Raw genomic sequence first — 18,191 nt, 5'->3', positions numbered from 1 at the left:
ATTTGCGGGATAGGGGAGGTTGGTGGTGATGTTCGTTGGTTTAGACCAGGGAACGACAAGCACGAGAGCGATTCTATTCGACGATGATTTTTCTGTTGTGCACGAGGCGCGAAGAGAATTTCGCCAGATATATCCAAAAGAAGGATGGGTGGAGCACAATCCTGAGGATATCTGGCAAACTGTTGTTGAAGTTCTTGAAGAATGCAAGCGTGTTGCGGATTCAAAAGGGAAGAAAATAGATGTTATAGGTATAACAAACCAGCGGGAAACCGTTGTTGCTTGGGATTCTGAAACAAAGCAAGTTCTTTACAACGCTATCGTTTGGCAGTGCCGTAGAACAGCTGAGAGGTCGAGCTTCCTAAGAAAAGAATACGGACGAGCGATAAAAGAAAAGACAGGTCTGGTTGTTGACCCTTATTTTTCGGCAACCAAAATCGAGTGGCTAATTCAAAACGTTCCAGAAGTTAAAGAAGCTTACAACAAAGGGACTTTAAGATTTGGAACTATAGACAGCTTCCTTGCATGGAAATTGACCGGAAGGCATGTGACAGATTATTCAAATGCATCGCGTACGATGATATTCAACATAAACACTCTTGATTGGGATGAAGAGCTTCTGGAACTTTTCGGAGTTAAAAGGGAATTCCTTCCGGAAGTGGTCGATACGGCGCAATTCATAGGGTACACAGCCGACGGCATCCCGGTAGCTTCCTTGGTCGGAGACCAGCAGGCTGCTCTCTTTGGCCAGACCGCTTTCCAAAGAGGCGACGTAAAATGTACGCTTGGAACTGGCAGCTTTATCTTGATGAACACGGGAAATGAAATCATAAGTTCCGAACACAATCTGCTGAGCACTGTTGGTTGGAAGATCAAAGATGAGGTAACCTATGCGCTCGAAGGAAGCGTGTTCATAACCGGTACGCTTGTGAATTACCTTATCAAGAACCTTGGATTCGGAAAAGATAGCAGCGAACTGACTGAACTGGCACTTCAAGTGGGTAATAACGGCGGTATCTACTTCGTCCCAGCCCTTACAGGACTTGGTGCACCGTATTGGGATCCGTATGCGCGTGGTCTAATCATCGGGCTCACCCCGGGAACGGACAAAAGGCACATAATCTACGCAGCATTTGAAGGTATCGCATTTTCTGTCGGCCAACTTGTTATGCTTATGGAAAAAGAAAGCAACATAAAGATAAACACCTTGAAGGTTGATGGAGGTGTCTCAAAGAACAATTTGATAATGCAGATCCTTTCCGATGTCGTGAACACAGTTGTTGAAAGGCCTGTCAACAGAGAGACAACGGCACTTGGTGCCGCCAGTCTTGCGGCGATTGCCCTTGGCATCGTCACAAAAGAAAAATTGCAGCAGATTAGGAAAATAGATAGAATATTCACACCAAAACAGGCTCGTGAGGAGGAGTTCAACAAGTGGAAACAGGCAGTCAACCGCGCATTGAATTGGGAATCTTAAATGAACAAGAACTGAAAAGCGTAGCAAAAAAATTCTCGTACTGCCTCTCAGATGGTGACGTGGTGATTTTGTCCGGTGAAATTGGAAGTGGTAAGACCACGTTTGTTCGTGGTTTGGTAACAGGACTTGGCTGTAGCGAACATATCGTCACAAGTCCCACATTTACCTTGATGAACGTCTATTCGTGCTTGAAAACGATCTACCATATAGACGCTTATCGTCTAAACAACTTGGAAGAGATATTCTACGTGCTTGAAGGAGAAATCGAGGAGAAGGATGGGATATTCATAATTGAATGGGGAGAACTCGTGAAAGAGTTTTTCTTAGAAGACTTTGTAACTATTTTCTTCGAGCATATTGATGAAAGCCACAGAAAACTCAGTATCACAGCAGATCAGACAAGAGTCGAACTAATAAGGAGGTGCATGAACGTTGGATAAGACCGAAAAGAGAAACAATCAAAAGAAATTCGCAAAATTGGAAAAAGAAGCGAAAAAGAGTAGAGAAGAGAGGATATCGATCCCGAATGTGCTGCCTGGAATAGCGATGCGCAGTAACATGGTGATATTTCCAAATACCGTCGTTCCCTTCTACGTAGGAAGGGAAAAATCACTCATGGCTCTTGAACATGCCATGGAGCATACTAATAATCTTGTTTTTGTTGTGAACCAAAAAGACCCAGCGATAGAAGATCCAAACGAAAATGACCTTTATAAAATCGGGACAATTGTTCGAGTAATCCAAGTTGGAAAATTACCCGATGGTACGTTCAAAGTTCTTGTTGAAGGTATCGCAAGGGCGAAGTGGTTAAAGAACGTCGGGGAGAAGTTCTTCGAATTCGAGCTCGAGATACTAAGGGCGCGCTACGGTAGGTCAAAGCGCCTTATTGCACTGATGCGGATGGTTAAGGAAGAGCTCCACAAATACGTGCAATATTCAAGAAAGATACCCCCAGAGACGTTAATGTTACTGGAGGATGTTGACAACGCGGATGTCTTCGCAGATATCGCAGCATCCTTATGCCCCGGAAGTATCGAAGAAAAGCAGGATTTACTCGAAACAGTACACCCAGCGAACCGTCTTGAAAAAATCCTCGATATCTTGGCAAGGGAAACGGAACTACTCGAGATAGAACAGCAATTGGATCAAAAGGTTAAGGAACGTATCGAGAAGAGTCAGAGGGAATATTATCTGAGGGAAAAACTTCGCGTAATAAGGGACGAGCTTGGTGGCGAAGAAGACGTCGAAATCAAAGAGATCAGGGAAAAGATACAGAAAGGTAACTACCCTGAACACGTCAAGGAAAAGGCCCAGGCTGAACTGCAAAGGCTTGAAAAAATGTCACCTTACGCACCTGAAGCAAGTGTGATAAGGACCTATCTTGATTGGATACTCAATCTGCCTTGGTACGAAAAGACCGAGGACACGGTCGATATAGAGTACGCAGAAAAAGTTTTGAACGAGGACCACTACGGCTTGGAAGAGCCAAAGCAAAGAATACTCGAATACCTTGCGACAAGGAAGCTCTCAGATAAAGCGAAAGCACCTATAATCTGCTTTGTTGGACCTCCTGGTGTCGGTAAGACTTCCCTTGCAAAATCCATTGCACGTGCGATGAATAGGAAGTTTGGTCGTATGTCGCTTGGTGGTCTTAGGGATGAGGCTGAGATCAGAGGTCATAGAAGAACATACGTGGGTGCAATGCCTGGTAGGATTATTCAGCTCATAAGGAAACTTGGCGTCAAGAACCCTGTCATACTCCTCGATGAGATAGACAAAATGGGTATCAGTTTCCAAGGAGATCCGGCATCTGCACTACTTGAAGTGCTTGATCCTGAGCAGAACAAAGATTTCGTTGACCACTATATAGAAATACCTTTTGACCTATCGGAGGTACTCTTTGTTACAACAGCGAACGTTCTCTACACGATACCACCAGCACTTAGAGACCGTATGGAAGTGATTGAGATTTCAAGCTACACCGACGTGGAAAAATTCTACATCGCCAAGAACCATATAATTCCGAAGATATACGAGGAATTCACAGAAAAGAAGGCAAAGGTCTTCGCATTCAAGGATTCCGCAATTAAAAAGATAATTAACGAATACACGATGGAACCTGGCGTTCGTGAACTAGAAAGGCAACTGAGAAGCGTGGTCAGAAAGGCAACATTGGAATTCACGAAGACGGGAAAAATAGTGGTAATCACTCCCGAAAAGGTAGTTGAGTACTTGGGACCGGAAAAGATAAGGGAGGAAGACTCTCTCGAAAAACCGTTGGTTGGTATCGCAACGGGGCTTGCGTGGACTCCAAACGGTGGAACAACGCTTTACATAGAGAGTGCGCTCATTCCCGGTAATGGACAACTCATAATCACTGGGCAACTGGGAGATGTAATGAAAGAATCCGTCCGAATCGCGCTAAGCTTGTCAAGAAAACTGTGTGGCGAGGATTACTCGGATAGATTTACAAAGCACGATATCCACATCCACGTACCCGAAGGTGCTGTTCCAAAAGATGGACCAAGTGCTGGTGTGACCATCACAACGGCTTTGGTTTCTGTTGTAAAAGATGTCCCAATTAGAAACGATGTAGCGATGACCGGAGAGATAACGCTTAGAGGAAGAGTACTGCCCGTTGGCGGCATAAAGGAAAAGGTCTTGGCAGCTTACAGAAAGGGCATCAAAACGGTTATACTACCTAAGAAGAACCAAGTAGACTTGGAAAAGATACCAGAAGAAGTAAGAAAGAATATGGAGTTCATTTTTGTTGAAACGATCGACGAAGTACTGGAGGTGGCTTTGTGTGAAAAAGACGGACACAAGCAGGCTAATAAAGGTAGAAAACGTAGAACTCGCGAAAGTAATAGCAAAGCCGAATGATAAATTCCCAGAGCCACTCCACGGGGAATTTGCATTTGTTGGACGTTCTAATGTTGGAAAATCGAGCCTCTTGAACGCACTCATTGGAAAAAAGGTGGCTTTTGTAAGCAAAAACCCAGGGAAGACCAGAACAATCAATTATTACCTAATAAACAATAAATTCTACTTCGTCGACCTTCCCGGTTACGGCTACGCACGCGCTTCAAAAAAGGACAGAGAGGAATGGAGGAAGGTCATAGAAAGGTATTTTTCCGAACGAACATGGAATATGAAGGCGCTTTTTGCACTGATAGATTCCAGACATGAACTAATGGAATCCGATGCACAGTTGCTTGAATGGTTGGAAATGATAGGTATTTCTCCCCTCGTTGTGTTGACGAAAATAGATAAGCTCAGCTCTCCCGAACTGAGTAAACAACTCAAATACTTTGAAGAAGTATTATCTGGTTACAGCATCCGCGAGCTCATCCCGTGTTCGTCGGTTAAAAAGGAAGGCCTGGACAAGATATGGAATGTTATAATTGAAGAGCTCTCGAAGGAGTAAAAAGAAAAACTAATAAACTAAAAATCAGGAGGTAACCGCATAAATGATTAGAAAAGAAATAGAAAGCCTTTTAAAGAGCTTTTTGATGGAAAGTGGATACGAATACGACTTTGTTGTTGAAGTACCTGAAGAGCAGTTTGGGGACTTTTCTACAAACATTGCCTTAGTTGGCGCAAAACACTTCAAGAAACCACCGAGAGAAGTGGCGAAATATTTCGTTGAAAAGCTCCAAGGACATCCCATGTTCGAGGAAATAACGATAGCTGGACCTGGATTCATCAATTTCAAGGTTTCTAAAACATTCTACAGAGATTTCCTCGAGAAGTTCCTTAGAAATCCATCTGGCGTATGGAATTTCAAGAATAAAGGTAAAATCATTCTTGAGTACGGTAGTGCAAACCCAACAGGTCCGCTAACGGTGGGGCACGGGAGACAGGTCGTCATCGGGGATGTACTCGGAAACGTTTTAAAGTACATAGGCTACGATGTAACAAAAGAGATGTACCTAAACGATGCAGGTAGACAGATAAAACTGCTTGCCAAATCTGTCTGGGCAAGGTATAACCAGCTCCTCGGATACGACGAACCGATCCCAGAAGATGGCTACCGTGGAGAGTACGTTATCGACATTGCTAAACTTGTTTTGAAAGACCACAACGACAAATTCTTCCGTATTTGGAACGACGAGGTTGAGGAAATCTTTAAAGAATACGCACTTCGAGAGATAACGAAGATGTTCGATACTACACTGGAAAAGCTCGATGCAAAATTTGACAGTGTCATTAGCGAAAAGAGTCTAATAGACAACGGAACCGTTCAAAAAGTACTTGAGATACTTAAGAGTAAAGACCTGGTGTACGAACATGAAGGTGCGTTGTGGTTCAGAGTTTCTCAATTTGAAAATGATAACGACAAGGTCTTAATTAAAAGTGATGGAAGCTATACTTACTATCTTACAGACATTGCGTACCACTATAATAAATTCAAACGGGGATACGACATCGCCGTTGACATCTTCGGTAGTGATCACCACGGGCATTTACCAAGGATGTACGCAGCGATAAAGGCACTTGGTATTCCCGAGGATTTCCTCTTCTTTGTCTTACACCAATTCGTGACACTTAAACGTGGAAGCGAAATAGTGAAGATGAGCACACGTGCCGGTGAGTTCGTAACACTGGATGAGCTGATAGACGAGGTCGGAAAAGATGCCACAAGGTATTTCTTTGCAATGGTCGACGTGAATACACACCTCAATTTCGACCTTGAACTTGCCAAAGCACAGACAACGGACAACCCCGTGTACTACGTCCAGTACGCACACGCAAGGATTTCGAGTCTTTTTGAAAACGCACAAGCCAAAGGTTTGAAATTCGAACTGCTGGACAACATAGAGCTACTCGAAAATGAAGCCGAATTGAGAATCGTAAAGCTTATATCAACGTTCGACGATGTTTTAGAGCGCATCCGGGACAAACTATCACCACATTACTTAACTGATTATCTTGAGAATCTTGCTGCGGCATTCCACAAGTATTACGCAGATTACAAGATAGTGGATCCAGAAAATCCAGAGCTTTCCAACGCAAGACTAAATCTTGCTCTCGGTGTGAAGATTATACTTGCAGAAGGGTTGAAACTACTCGGTGTAAGTGCCCCTGAGAAAATGTGAAATTGTTGAACTGTGTAGTTGAAAGACTTAGCTGAGAAGGTGAATGTCGATGGAAATCCAACAGCTTCTTTCAAAATATATGCTTGAGATATCTAAGGTTGATGACGAAAACAAGTTGTATGGTGCCTTGGTAGGCATTCTAAAACGCATCGTTGATTTCCAAGTGCTGAACGTCCTGAGCAACAACGAAGTGATATATTCGGAACCGCAGGATGTAACTATAGCACAAGAATACTATGCCGATTACCTTCAGTGGATAGAAGAAAGGTTGCATCCAACGTTCCTTCCTTTCGAGGATGTCTACGTTGGACTTATCCCTATCTTCAAAGGGACCAAGATCTTGTCAGTTGCGGTAATCTTGACAACAACCGAACCAACGGCTGAAGTGATTGATTACTTGCAATTGATCGCTTACCTCTCTGGAATAACGCTCGAAAACTTGAGGCTATTTAAAATCGTTGATGATTCTCGTCAGTATTACGAGACGATAATAAATGTCTCAAACGATGGTATTATCGTCTTCAAAGATGGGCAAGTTGAATTCAAAAACTTAAGGGCAGAACAAGTAATCAGCGAACACAACAGACTACTCGATGAGATTTTGAAAAACACACAAAACGGTGTAGAGTTCTTCGAATTTGAAGAAGCGAATGCGTTCTTCAGCGTGTCAATAAAACATATAAAACTTTTTGGTGAAGACAGGGTTCTTGTAAATATCAGGAACATCACGACAGAAAAGGAAATCCAGAAATTAAAAGAAGTGGACAAGATAAAGGCAAACTTCATTGCGAACATCTCCCACGAATTAAGAACACCGCTCGCTGCAATAAAAGCTTATGTTGAAACAATACTCAGCATGCCGATGAGTTACGAAGAAATACAGGAGTTCATTTCAATTGTTCACGAACAATCGCTGAGATTAGAACAGTTGCTGAATGATCTACTTGATTTCTCACAGCTCGAATCTGGGACTATGCGTATTTCTTTAGAAAGTGCAAATTTGTGTGACATCGTTGACCAGGCAATAACGGTCGTTCAAAAGCTTGCAGAAGAAAAGAACGTACAAATAATGAAAGAATGTTCTCCAGTGGTAATAAAGTGTGATCCCAGAAGAATTGAGCAAGTGATAGTAAACCTTTTAAGCAATTCGATAAAATTCTCGGACCAACAAAAAGAGAATAAGTTCACCAAAATCACTGCGAGTGATGAGGGTGAAAAGGTAAGGATATCCGTTGAAGACAACGGGATTGGTATACCAGAGGATAAACTCGATAGGATTTTCGATAAGTTCTACCGTGTTGACAATGAACTTACATATTCAATTCCGGGAACCGGCCTTGGCTTAGCGATAGTCAAAGAAATCGTGGAGATGCACGGTGGCGAGATTCACGTTAAATCCAAGGTCGGTGAGGGAAGCATCTTTGAAGTGGTGCTACCTAAAGAGCAAGGTGCTTGATGCACGAACATTTTATCCTTAGGTAGTTGGGACACTAGCGCGTAAATTCAGACCAACTGGGGCGAAGACGGATGATAAAAGAATTACTATCAACGATTTCTGAAATACCGACACCCGATATCGTTGTCCAACAAATCATATCAACTGCGTCAAATCCAAATGCCAGTGCAAAAGACCTTGAAAAGGTCATTGCGATGGACGTTGGACTTTCGACGAAAATTCTGCGACTTGTGAACTCGGCATACTACGGACTGCCGAGAAAAATAACAAAGCTCAGTGAGGCTATCGTCATCGTTGGATTCAAAACAGTTCGAAACCTTGCACTGAGTGTCTTCACATATTCTGCGCTCCACTCAAAACATACATTCATCGACCATGACAAACTCTGGTCGCATTTTATGACAACCGCAATCTTTTCGGAACACATCGCCAAAAGAATCGGATTCATGAATAGGGAAGAAGTCTTTTTAGCTGGAATGATGCACGATGTTGGGAAGATAGCACTTGATTTGGTTTTTCCAGTGTATACGTACGAATTGTCGAAATTGAGCCAAGAAAAGCAAACACCATTCTTCTTAATTGAATACAAATGTCGAGTCGAAGACCATATGGAGTTAGGAGGAGAACTCCTAAAACTTTGGAAATTTCCAGATGAGTACGTTTCTGTTGCACAGTACCATGAGAAACCCTCACTTAACCCAGATTCGCCATACATAGAGATGATTTGCATTGTCCACCTTGCAAACGTCTTTTCTAACATATTTATGCCAGGTTATTCTCTGTCTTACGGTTCGCCTTACCTTGATCCATTAACTTTCAACGTTTTGGGGATGAAACCAGGGGATTTGAAGGTAATGTTCCACGAATTAGAAAGAGTATTTGAAAGGTCCAGAGACATGATCTACGGAGGTGTTCAGGATGAAGCAGGAATACAAGCTTAAAATGCTTGAATCGGAACTGAGAAAGGTTTTATCAGAAGCGTTAATGGAGATGAAAGATCCGTACATAGAAACTGTGAGGTCGTTAATCACGTTCTCGAGAGTAGAAGTCTCTAAAGACAAAAGGTACGCGGATATTTACGTTAGTGTCCTTGGCGATGAATCAAAGAGAAGGGAAGTTGTGGAATACCTGGACTCAAAAAAAGGTTACTTTAGAACATACGTAGCGAAAAGCATCAGAATGTACGTAGCACCTGAACTCAGGTTCAAAGAAGACAAAGGTATCGAAGCAACCGTGCGGATCGCACAACTTTTAGATTCGATTAAAGAAAAAGAAAAGAGTGACGATAATAAATAGGGATATTCTAACTATACTTTCATCACGGAGTGGTGAGCTATGGATGGGATTAAAGGGGTTGGCGTAGGAAGAACGGTAGTTGAACAGGATTTTATCAACAAAAATCAAGTGCAAAACAACGCGGCAACAGTTGTTAATCCCGCTGTAGGAGAACACAGCCACGGAAGAAATGAGACACATGATACCCTGCGTATAGGAAAGGATAGAGTCGAAGAACTCGACATGTTTAAGGAAAACTTCGAGAAGCTGAAGAAGATTTTTAGAGGGGAAGCAGAGTTTAAAATCGACAGAGATACGAACATGGTTGTGATCAAAATCAAAGACCCTGAAACAGGGGAAGTTCTTCGCCAAATTCCTCCAGAACTCGCTCTTAAACTTGCAAAGAACATCCAAGAACTCCTGGGGGTACTGATGGACGAAAGGGTGTGAGGTTATGGACCTTTCAAGCATAGCCAACAACATAAATTACAGATATCAGCGGTCCTCAAGACTGCAGGTTGGTGGCGCTGTAAGTGGTCTTGATACACAATCGATCATAGAAAAACTTATGGAACTGGAGGCTGCACCACTCCAAAGGCTTAACGATAAGTACACACAGTACGCCAATCTCCAGAAGGCGTATCAAAAAGTTTCTTCAAAAATCCGCGAGTTTTATAACTACATCTCAGATTTTTCATTGCAGGCAAACTTAATTCCGAAAACCGCAACTTCGTCTGCCACAAACGTACTTAACGCAAGTGCTGCACCATCCGCTTTAGATGGTGCGTATTCTGTTGATGTAGTATCACTTGCAACGAATAGTCTCTTCAAAAGCGGAAAGCTGGGAAGAGAAATCCAACCGACCGATACATTTGCAAGTATCGATACACGATATGCGCCGGTTGATAACTCTGTAGTCAAGATCAAAGTTGGTTCTCAAGAACAACAAATTACCGTTTCGCACTCTGACACGATTAACGACATCATCGGAAAACTAGAGCAAGCGTTCACCGACTTGGGAGCAATTGCCAACATCGTATTCCAGGATGGCAAACTTAAAATCGAATCAAATAAAGCATTCCAGATCTCCAACGCATCCGGAAACTTCACGTTCGTCTTCAGATTGAACGATGCAAGCTTGAAACAGGCGGGAACAAATTTCGTGCTTGAAAGCAGCGGTGATATAGGCGTTTACTCTACGTTCAAGACTCTTTCAAGCCTTGGAGTTACTTCGGATGCAACAATAAAGATAAATGGAAAAGAAATCACGTTGAAACCTTCAGATACACTGCAAACGATCATTCAGAAAATCAACAACACCATAACCGATGTATACGCAACCTATGACGATAAGTCAGGTCAGATAGTACTTACAAGCAAGACGACAGGAGATAACCTAATATCCGTTGAGGGCGATAGCGGTTTGTTAGGTGTTTTAAAACTCGATGATACCAATTCCACTTTCACACTTGGCCAACTTGCCAATGTGAAAGTTACGTTTAATGGTTATATAGAAGAAATCACATCGAAATCAAATTCACTAACTTACAACGGCGTGACTTTAAATCTATCAGCGATAGGTAGTGCTATCGTCACAGTTGGAACAGACAAAGACAAGATCGTCGAACGTGTCAAAGACTTTGTCAACAAATGGAATGAACTCACCGATTTCCTCTACACCAAGCTAACGGAAAAGAAAGTTACAAACAAATCACCTGATCAGATGAACGAAGACGAAAAATTGCAAGGCCTGCTGAAGGATGATTCCTTCTTGAGACGCATTTTCGACAAATTCAGAAGTTTCTTAACAACCACAATTGATGGAAAGAAATTGGCAGATTTAGGTATCGAATCTGGCGACGTAGGTAAGAGTTTTGAAAACACGATGAAAGGTAGGATTACGTTAAACGAAGACAAACTGAAGAAATTCATCGATGAAAACGGACCAGATGCAGTTTGGAAATTCTTTGGCAACAACGACACCTACAAAGGATTAGGTATCCAGCTCAAAGAATACAGCTTTAACCTTACAAAATTCAACGGTGAAATAGACACCGTGGCTGGTGTTAGTGGAAGGCTTGAAAGAGAAAAGCGCATCCTTTCTAAACGCATGGTCACGATGATGGAATACCTTGAGAAGAAAGAACAGCAACTCTGGGCAAAGTACTCATCGCTCGAAAGCGCATTATCAAAACTACAAGCCCAAGGTGCATTCATGGCACAGGCATTCACTCAGAGAAAGTAAAAGGATATTTGCTTATCATTTCAGCTTTTCTTTAAAATATCTACAACACTCTGTCAAGAAGCACAATTCACACTTAGGCGAAATCGGTCGACAAATTTGTTTACCAAATTCAACCATAGAACCATTGACTGGACCCCACAAATCGGGGTCCAGTATCTTTTTGAGTGCTTCTTCCGTTTGCTCCGGAGTTTTTGTGTTAACCCACCCCAAGCGATTGGATATCCTATGAACGTGAGTATCAACCGCAAGAGCAGGTTGACCAAAACTCACGTGCAGAACAATGTTCGCGGTCTTTCTACCAACCCCCGGTAGTGAAACCAACTCTTCCAAACTATCCGGGACCTTTCCACCGTATTTTTCTAATATCAACCTTGAAACGGCAACTATCCTTTCTGCCTTTTCTCGATACAATCCAGAAGGCTTGATGAGTTCGTAGAGTTCCTCTGGTTTTGCATTCGCCAACTGCGATACATCCTTGTAAACACGGAAAAGGTTCTTAGCTGAGATTTCCGTGTTCTCATCACGGCTCCGCTGACTGAGTATCGTTGTGATAAGAACCCTAAAAGGGTCCTTCTCTTCATGCTGCCGTGGAAATCTATCTATTATCAACTCGGCGATCCTATTAACATCTTTGCAATCGAGTTCAGATGCTTTTTGCATCTTTTTTCTCATACTCTTTTATCAACCTCCTTGCAGTCTTCTCGTCATTTTTCATCTGCTCAATGAGTTGAGTTAAAGTATCGAATTTAATCTCCGGCCTCAGGTATTCTAAAAACTCCACACGTATCTCTTTCCCGTACAAATCGTCTGAAAAATCAAGGATGTAGACTTCGTATTTTATCTTCCTTGAGTGTTCTATTGTGGGTCGGAATCCTACATTCATCAATCCGTAGTACTGTTTGGGAGTATAGACTTTTACAAAATAAACACCCGTCGCGGGCTCTACTAAATGTAGTTCAGGCCTTTTCACATTTGCAGTTGGGAAGCCAAGCTTTCTTCCGATTTGTTTGTCTTTGTACACAACTCCATGTATGGAATAATTCCTTCCCAGAAACCTTTTGACATCCTTCACCTGCCCTGCTTTTATCATCTTCCTGATGTAACTACTACTAACCCTTACTCCGTCTACAACGACTGGAGGTATAACCTCCAGCTTTAGCCCCTTTTCTTTACAGAGCTTATCAAGTAATTCCACATCTCCTCTTCCGTCCTTACCAAATCTGAAATCGTGGCCAACAACAATACCTTTGGCTCCAGCCGAAATTTCTTCAAAAAAATCCTCTGGTGATTGGTCTTTGATCTGCGGTAATTCCAATATCTGCACTTCTCCATAAATGGAGAGTAGTTCCAATCTATCCTCAATAGATGCTATTAAACCTTCGAATTTCCCAACGTAGTACTCCATCGGGTACAATATAGTGTAAATCTTTGCCTGGGCGTTATTTTCCTCGGAGAGTTGCGAAAGTCTTGAGAGTATCTTAGCATGTCCTTTGTGCACACCATCGAACACACCAACCGTGACAAACGTACCATTAACCTTTCCAGAGTTAGTCATTTCATTTAAAATGCTCATCTCAGTTCCACCTCTCACCCTTTCCAAACATGTGCTCTATCTTCTTGACTTTGCTAATCTCTCGACCTTCTCAAAAAGACCTGACCAATTTCCACAAATTTCAAAGGTCTATGACCTTCCATCCCAAAATCGAGCCTCACAAACGAAATTAAAGCAATTATTCTTAACACAAAGGCCAACATGAACATCACATTGTATCCCGTAAGCCCGAAGAACCGCCAATCTTTTATTGCATTCAAGGTGAGTCCACCAAGATAAGAAGCGATGAGTGAAGAAATACCAGCAACGAACGAATGCATGGATATGTATATTTCGCTTGGTTCCTGTGCCAGCTTCAAAAGTAATGTGAAGTACGCAAGATTTATCGCACTCCATCCCATCGCGGCAATAATCACGTCTATGATGAGTAAGTACTTGTAATTGTTGGGAGTCATCATCGAATAAAGAAATGGTATGGCTAACACCACCGTGATTCCGTACCTAATCATGTTCTTTTCCCCAACGTTCTCGGCAACTTTACCATAAAATGTGTAGAAAAACATCGCAAGCAAAGAGTTTATGATATTCAACACTCCAAGGAACGAATACGGCACCTTCAGTTGTGATACTTCGAAGTAGCTGAAGAAAGGTCCTGCAAATTGTATTGCAAAATTCCATATAAAAACAAAGACGATAAAATTTCTAAATTTCTTATTTTTCAAAGTCCTCAGCGGCATCGTCAATCCGTACTCCGCAACACTAGTTTCCGGGATTTCGTGCAAGTACAGAAGATAGGCGGTATAGACAAAAACTAAAGAAGAAACAAGATAAATAAGCAAAAGTGCAGTTTTTCGTTCGAGGTACTGCAGTATCATCGAGTAAGAAACCCAAGCAACCAATCCGGCAAAAGTAGCCACGGTATTTCTCATTCCGAAGTACTTGTTCCTCGTTTGCTCAGGAACGATCTGTTTCATCGCTGAGGTCCAGAGGCTTCCCACCAAGCTGTTCAAGATACTAAATACGATAAACGGAAGTGCTACGATGATTTTATTCCTAACACCCGTTACCAAAGAAAGCGGTATGATTACAAAACTCGACCTTGCGATAAAAGCAATCCAGAAAATCGCTTTTTTTCTGGAAGGTATGATTTTGTATATTACTGGTGTGAAATACTGAATCAACTGGGAAGAAGCGGGCAGCACTGCTAAAACGGAAATAAGCACAGGGTCGAAATTGAAGTATAGTGCCAGCGTAGAGTACACGAACCCCTGCGTTGCGTTGAATGCCAATGTGTAAAGTGCTCCTTCCACGACCGATAACCTCATCGTCCTCGAATAGCTCTTCAATTTCGGTATTTCAGAATAGCTTCCCTTTGTCTTGTCCACTTTTTCGTCAGACATCTAATTCTCCGTCCCCCTTTGAAAATGCCTACCAATAAAATGCTATCACGATTTGTTCGTTTTTTGAACTATCTATTTTAAAAATTACCCCAGGAAGAACTCAATCCTGGGGCAATTTGTATGTTCGATTTATCTAAAATCACTTGTTTATTTCTTCGATTCCTTCGCAGGCTTTGTATTACTTCAGACCGGTTCTTGCGATGCCTCTAACGAAGTACTTCTGAGCGAACAGGAAGATAATGACAACAGGCAGTATACTGAACGTTGCCGCAGCCATCAGCATGTTGTACAGCGTACCTACTTCCGAACTGAAAGCCTGCAACCCAACCGTCAGAGTTCTGTACTTCGGACTGTTTGTCACTATCAATACCCACAAGAACGCATTCCAGCTGCCGACGAACTTGAGGAGTGCGCTCGTAATGATCACAGGTTTGCTTAGCGGTACGACTATCTGCCATAGGAACCTCCAATGCGACGAACCATCGATCTTCGCAGCATCGAAGAGTTCTGAAGGTATACTCATGAAATGCTGACGCATAAGAAAGATCGAAAAGACGCTGACGATCCATGGAACAATAAGTGCGTAGTACGTATCGATCCATCCGAACTTCGTAATTGTGATGAAATTTGGCACAAGCAAGACTTCCCCGGGAACCATCATCGTTGCGAGGAATATGCTAAATATTATGCCTTTGCCCGGGAAGTTCATCCAAGAGAACGCATATGCCGCCATAGCTGAGACCACGATTTCCAGAATAGTCGTAACCGCTGCGATAAAGACCGTATTGAAGTAGTACCTTCCAAATGGAGCTGCATTCCAAGCGTTCACATAGTTCTGAAATACGTTCTTAAACACATCGCCGGCGCTAAATTTCAAATGGACTGTCTTAATACCATCGTCAACGAAATAGACCGGATGTACACCATCAAGGATGATTTCAATGTTCTTGCCTTCTTTTACCAGAACGTCTTTAACAAATTTCGGAGCCGATACAACGCGCCAGGCGTAGACCGTTTGCTCGTATATAGCCCTAAAAGTTTGCAGTTCAAGTGAGTTGAGTGCAACTGTTCTGAATAATTCTTCTGCGTTAGTTATCTCTTTGGCGTGCGCATCAAGCCTGGACTTTGTGGCTGAGTACGATAGATTGAATCCAGCATGTGACTCTATGGCGTTAATAAAGGTTTCGTAAGACTCATTCAGCAAAGCCTGAGCATCTAACCCGTTTTCTGCAGCGATATTGATTAGGTTACCCAAAAGAGTCTTAAGCGTCGACAAGTCTTGACTTTTCACGTTAAATTTCGTTGCAACTTCCTCATCAAGCTTTTTAGCGAATTCCTCAACAGCGTTTTTCATAGCTGTTTTTCTTATAATCTCTTCGAGTAAAGCTTTATCTTTAAGGTCTTGGACACGCTCTATCAGCAACTCCACGCGCTCTTGTTTGCTGAGTGGAACAGCAATTATGTCAGAATCACTTACCTCATTTTGCACCTTTGAGAAGTAATCCTTGGCCTTTACATAGAAGTTTATGTTTTCAACGTACTTCCCAACACCGTTGCTGACCGCGTTATTGTAATTCTCGCTCGCTTCGTTTATGCGTGGATATCTAAAATCGTACTTATTCAAAATATCCCTTATTGAATCTATCTCCTCGTCGGTTAGAACAAGTTCTGTCCCAGCTTTGTATTTTCCGACTTCTGCCTTAAGCACCTCGATGTTTTTGAGAGCATCGTCCAAAAATTTCTCGAACCTGGCCTTCTCGTTTTCATCGCTTATCCTGTCGACTCCGAATGTGAGGATAGTATCTACGATATCGGCTAAAGAATCGAGCGAGCCGACCAAATTGTCGACAAAAACGTCCCTTTTGAAGTACGGACTGGAACCGGTCTTGTAGAAAAGCAAGAGATTTTCGAAAAACTGTTCCGGATTATTCGCATCGGTTTTAAAGTCACTCGGAAGTGATATCTGCGATAGGAAATCGTTGAATTCCTCTTGTGAAACACCTTTCGAGTAGTTCGCTCCCTTGAATGGAATCGTTAAGGTTCCTCTGTAAAACGGATCGTCGTTAACAACTAAGTTCAGACCCGTGCTTTTTTTCGCAACAAATGAAAGTGCTTCTCGCAAACTCAAACCTTTTACGGTCGATACTGATCCCGTTGAAGGGACAACTCTAACGTCTCTACTTGACGCAAAAGACTTCGTCGTCCATCTCGGTGGCCATGTGTTAACCTCGGAAGGCAGCTTGAAAGAAGTGACCACCATCCAAGCGAAAGGGGCGATCATAATAACTGTACCAAGTAATAAAAGTACATATATTATAAGCTTTTTCAATTCTCTCATACACCGTTCCCCCTCGAAGCGTCAGCTGACGTATTCAACGACTTTGTCGCCGACCCTGTACTGAATGAATGTAAAGACAAGAATCACTAAAAAGAGCAGATACGCCGCCGCACTTGCGATACCCATCCTCTGCTGGCGGTAGAACAAATCGAATACATAGTAAACCATCGTCATACCGCTGTTGCCGTAAGGTCCCGGTAGACCATCGTAGAGGGTGAAGACCTCTTGAAAGACCTTAAACGCACCTATAACGGAGACTATAAGCAAGAAGAACGTGGTCGGTGAGAGTAAGGGCCAAGTGATCTTCAAGAACTTCTGCATACTATTCGCACCGTCCACATCGGCAGCTTCGTAGTAAAACGTATCAATATTCTGCAAGCCGGCTAAGAAGATCATTGCGTTATAGCCAACATGTCTCCAAATAGAGACTATACTGACGGTCGGTATCGTCCATTTCGCGTCCTTCAACCACTTCACAGGTTCCAATCCCATAGAAACGAGTATGTAGTTGAGCAAACCGACATCATCGTTGAAAATCCATTTCCAGATTAGCGAGACTGCAACAACCGAAGTGACGAATGGTATGAAAAAGACCGTTCTGAAAAAGGCCTTAAACCGCTCTATACTGTTCAAAAGAAGCGCAATTAGTAAAGAAAGGCTTAATCCGATGGGGACTGTGAGAATCACGTAATATGTTGTGTTCACTAACGCTTTAAAGAACAAGTTCTTCTCGGCCGCATCGATCAAAAAGTCCACAATGCCGTAGCTTTGGCCGTTGAAAGCCCCTGTGAATTTAAACTCAAAGAGCACGTAGGTAACAAGCCATATTGCAAATCCAATCCATGCATGGTCTGCGAGCGTTTTTGAACCCACTAGCCTTGCTCGCAAGAACAAAGCCAGCAAACCAGCTGAAACGATTAGCGAAATAACCAACCTTCCTGTAGAAAGTTGTGCTCTTGTAAATCCATAGCCAACAAGAACTAGAATGTATGAAGCTATTAATAGCAACTTTCTCCATTCCAACTTTCTCTTGTTAATCATCTCAACAAACGAAAAGATAACCATCAAGAGCAAAATAGAGAGCACTATGTAAAGAGCGCTGTAAATCAGTCCTTTGTAGAACGGGAACTTCACCGGATAGTCGAATTTCAAAATCTCCTTGTAATTTCCAAATCCGTAAAAATACGGGTTCTTCATATTTCTGAAGTCCCATTTGAAAAAGCTCAGCACGAATGAAAAGCCGATGGGCCAGAATGTAAAGATACCAAGCACAACAAGTGATGGAAGCAAAAACAAATACGCTAAGAGACTTTCTTTTACCCGACTTGCCTTAATGCGTGCCATCAATCCCA

15 protein-coding genes are annotated in these 18,191 nt (G+C 42.5%); 10 read left to right on the top strand and 5 right to left on the bottom strand.

Annotated elements, in window-relative coordinates; all coding sequences use genetic code 11:
• Positions 1-28: 28 nt before the first annotated feature.
• The 10 genes from glpK to fliD all read left to right on the top strand — a co-directional run bounded on the left by glpK (position 29) and on the right by fliD (position 11,549).
• A complete protein-coding gene (gene glpK, locus NA23_RS01175) occupies positions 29-1,474 on the top strand; it encodes a glycerol kinase GlpK (protein ID WP_033191409.1) in 1,446 nt (481 codons plus the stop codon).
• Positions 1,432-1,914: a tRNA (adenosine(37)-N6)-threonylcarbamoyltransferase complex ATPase subunit type 1 TsaE gene (gene tsaE, locus NA23_RS01170; protein WP_033191410.1), complete on the top strand. Its 483-nt coding sequence runs from the start codon at positions 1,432-1,434 to the stop codon at positions 1,912-1,914. Before glpK ends, tsaE begins: the two co-directional genes overlap by 43 nt.
• The gene (lon, locus tag NA23_RS01165; RefSeq protein WP_033191411.1) at positions 1,907-4,357 is read left to right on the top strand and encodes an endopeptidase La; all 2,451 of its coding nucleotides are present in this window, start codon (positions 1,907-1,909) and stop codon (positions 4,355-4,357) included. Before tsaE ends, lon begins: the two co-directional genes overlap by 8 nt.
• Complete coding sequence (yihA, locus tag NA23_RS01160) at positions 4,308-4,901, top strand: ribosome biogenesis GTP-binding protein YihA/YsxC (protein WP_033192510.1); 594 nt, start codon at positions 4,308-4,310, stop codon at positions 4,899-4,901. The genes lon and yihA overlap by 50 nt, the downstream gene beginning before the upstream one ends.
• A 43-nt stretch (positions 4,902-4,944) precedes the next feature.
• Positions 4,945-6,573, top strand: a complete 1,629-nt coding sequence (argS, locus tag NA23_RS01155) for an arginine--tRNA ligase (RefSeq protein WP_033191412.1) — start codon at positions 4,945-4,947, stop codon at positions 6,571-6,573.
• Positions 6,574-6,622: 49 nt separating this feature from the next.
• Positions 6,623-8,029, top strand: a complete 1,407-nt coding sequence (locus NA23_RS01150; RefSeq protein ID WP_033191413.1) for a sensor histidine kinase — start codon at positions 6,623-6,625, stop codon at positions 8,027-8,029.
• Between the two features lie 71 nt (positions 8,030-8,100).
• The gene (locus NA23_RS01145) at positions 8,101-8,970 is read left to right on the top strand and encodes an HDOD domain-containing protein (RefSeq protein WP_033191414.1); all 870 of its coding nucleotides are present in this window, start codon (positions 8,101-8,103) and stop codon (positions 8,968-8,970) included.
• The gene (gene rbfA / locus NA23_RS01140; protein ID WP_033191415.1) at positions 8,948-9,325 is read left to right on the top strand and encodes a 30S ribosome-binding factor RbfA; all 378 of its coding nucleotides are present in this window, start codon (positions 8,948-8,950) and stop codon (positions 9,323-9,325) included. The genes NA23_RS01145 and rbfA overlap by 23 nt, the downstream gene beginning before the upstream one ends.
• Before the next feature lie 39 nt (positions 9,326-9,364).
• Positions 9,365-9,754, top strand: a complete 390-nt coding sequence (locus NA23_RS01135) for a flagellar protein FlaG (protein ID WP_033191416.1) — start codon at positions 9,365-9,367, stop codon at positions 9,752-9,754.
• A 4-nt stretch (positions 9,755-9,758) separates the two neighbouring features.
• On the top strand, positions 9,759-11,549 hold the full coding sequence (fliD, locus tag NA23_RS01130) for a flagellar filament capping protein FliD (protein WP_033191417.1): 1,791 nt from the start codon (positions 9,759-9,761) through the stop codon (positions 11,547-11,549).
• Between the two features lie 15 nt (positions 11,550-11,564).
• On the opposite strand, the gene nth is transcribed toward fliD, so the two are convergent.
• From nth to NA23_RS01105, 5 genes are all read right to left on the bottom strand, one after another.
• A complete protein-coding gene (gene nth, locus NA23_RS01125) occupies positions 11,565-12,209 on the bottom strand; it encodes an endonuclease III (RefSeq protein WP_052107263.1) in 645 nt (214 codons plus the stop codon).
• Entirely contained in the window at positions 12,193-13,122 is a 930-nt protein-coding gene (gene ribF / locus NA23_RS01120) for a riboflavin biosynthesis protein RibF (protein WP_084383999.1), read from the bottom strand. The genes nth and ribF overlap by 17 nt, the downstream gene beginning before the upstream one ends.
• Positions 13,123-13,175: 53 nt before the next feature.
• Entirely contained in the window at positions 13,176-14,501 is a 1,326-nt protein-coding gene (locus tag NA23_RS01115) for an MFS transporter (protein WP_084383998.1), read from the bottom strand.
• A gap of 178 nt (positions 14,502-14,679) precedes the next feature.
• A complete protein-coding gene (locus NA23_RS01110) occupies positions 14,680-16,839 on the bottom strand; it encodes a carbohydrate ABC transporter permease (RefSeq protein ID WP_203225725.1) in 2,160 nt (719 codons plus the stop codon).
• Between the two features lie 21 nt (positions 16,840-16,860).
• Positions 16,861-18,183, bottom strand: a complete 1,323-nt coding sequence (locus NA23_RS01105) for a carbohydrate ABC transporter permease (RefSeq protein ID WP_145974435.1) — start codon at positions 18,181-18,183, stop codon at positions 16,861-16,863.
• Positions 18,184-18,191: the final 8 nt, after the last annotated feature.

It is taken from the genome of Fervidobacterium islandicum, from assembly GCF_000767275.3.
GTDB classification, from domain to species: Bacteria; Thermotogota; Thermotogae; order Thermotogales; family Fervidobacteriaceae; genus Fervidobacterium; species Fervidobacterium islandicum.
Note: the sequence above shows the minus strand (reverse complement) of the source record. Positions and strands in the feature narration are given on the sequence as shown.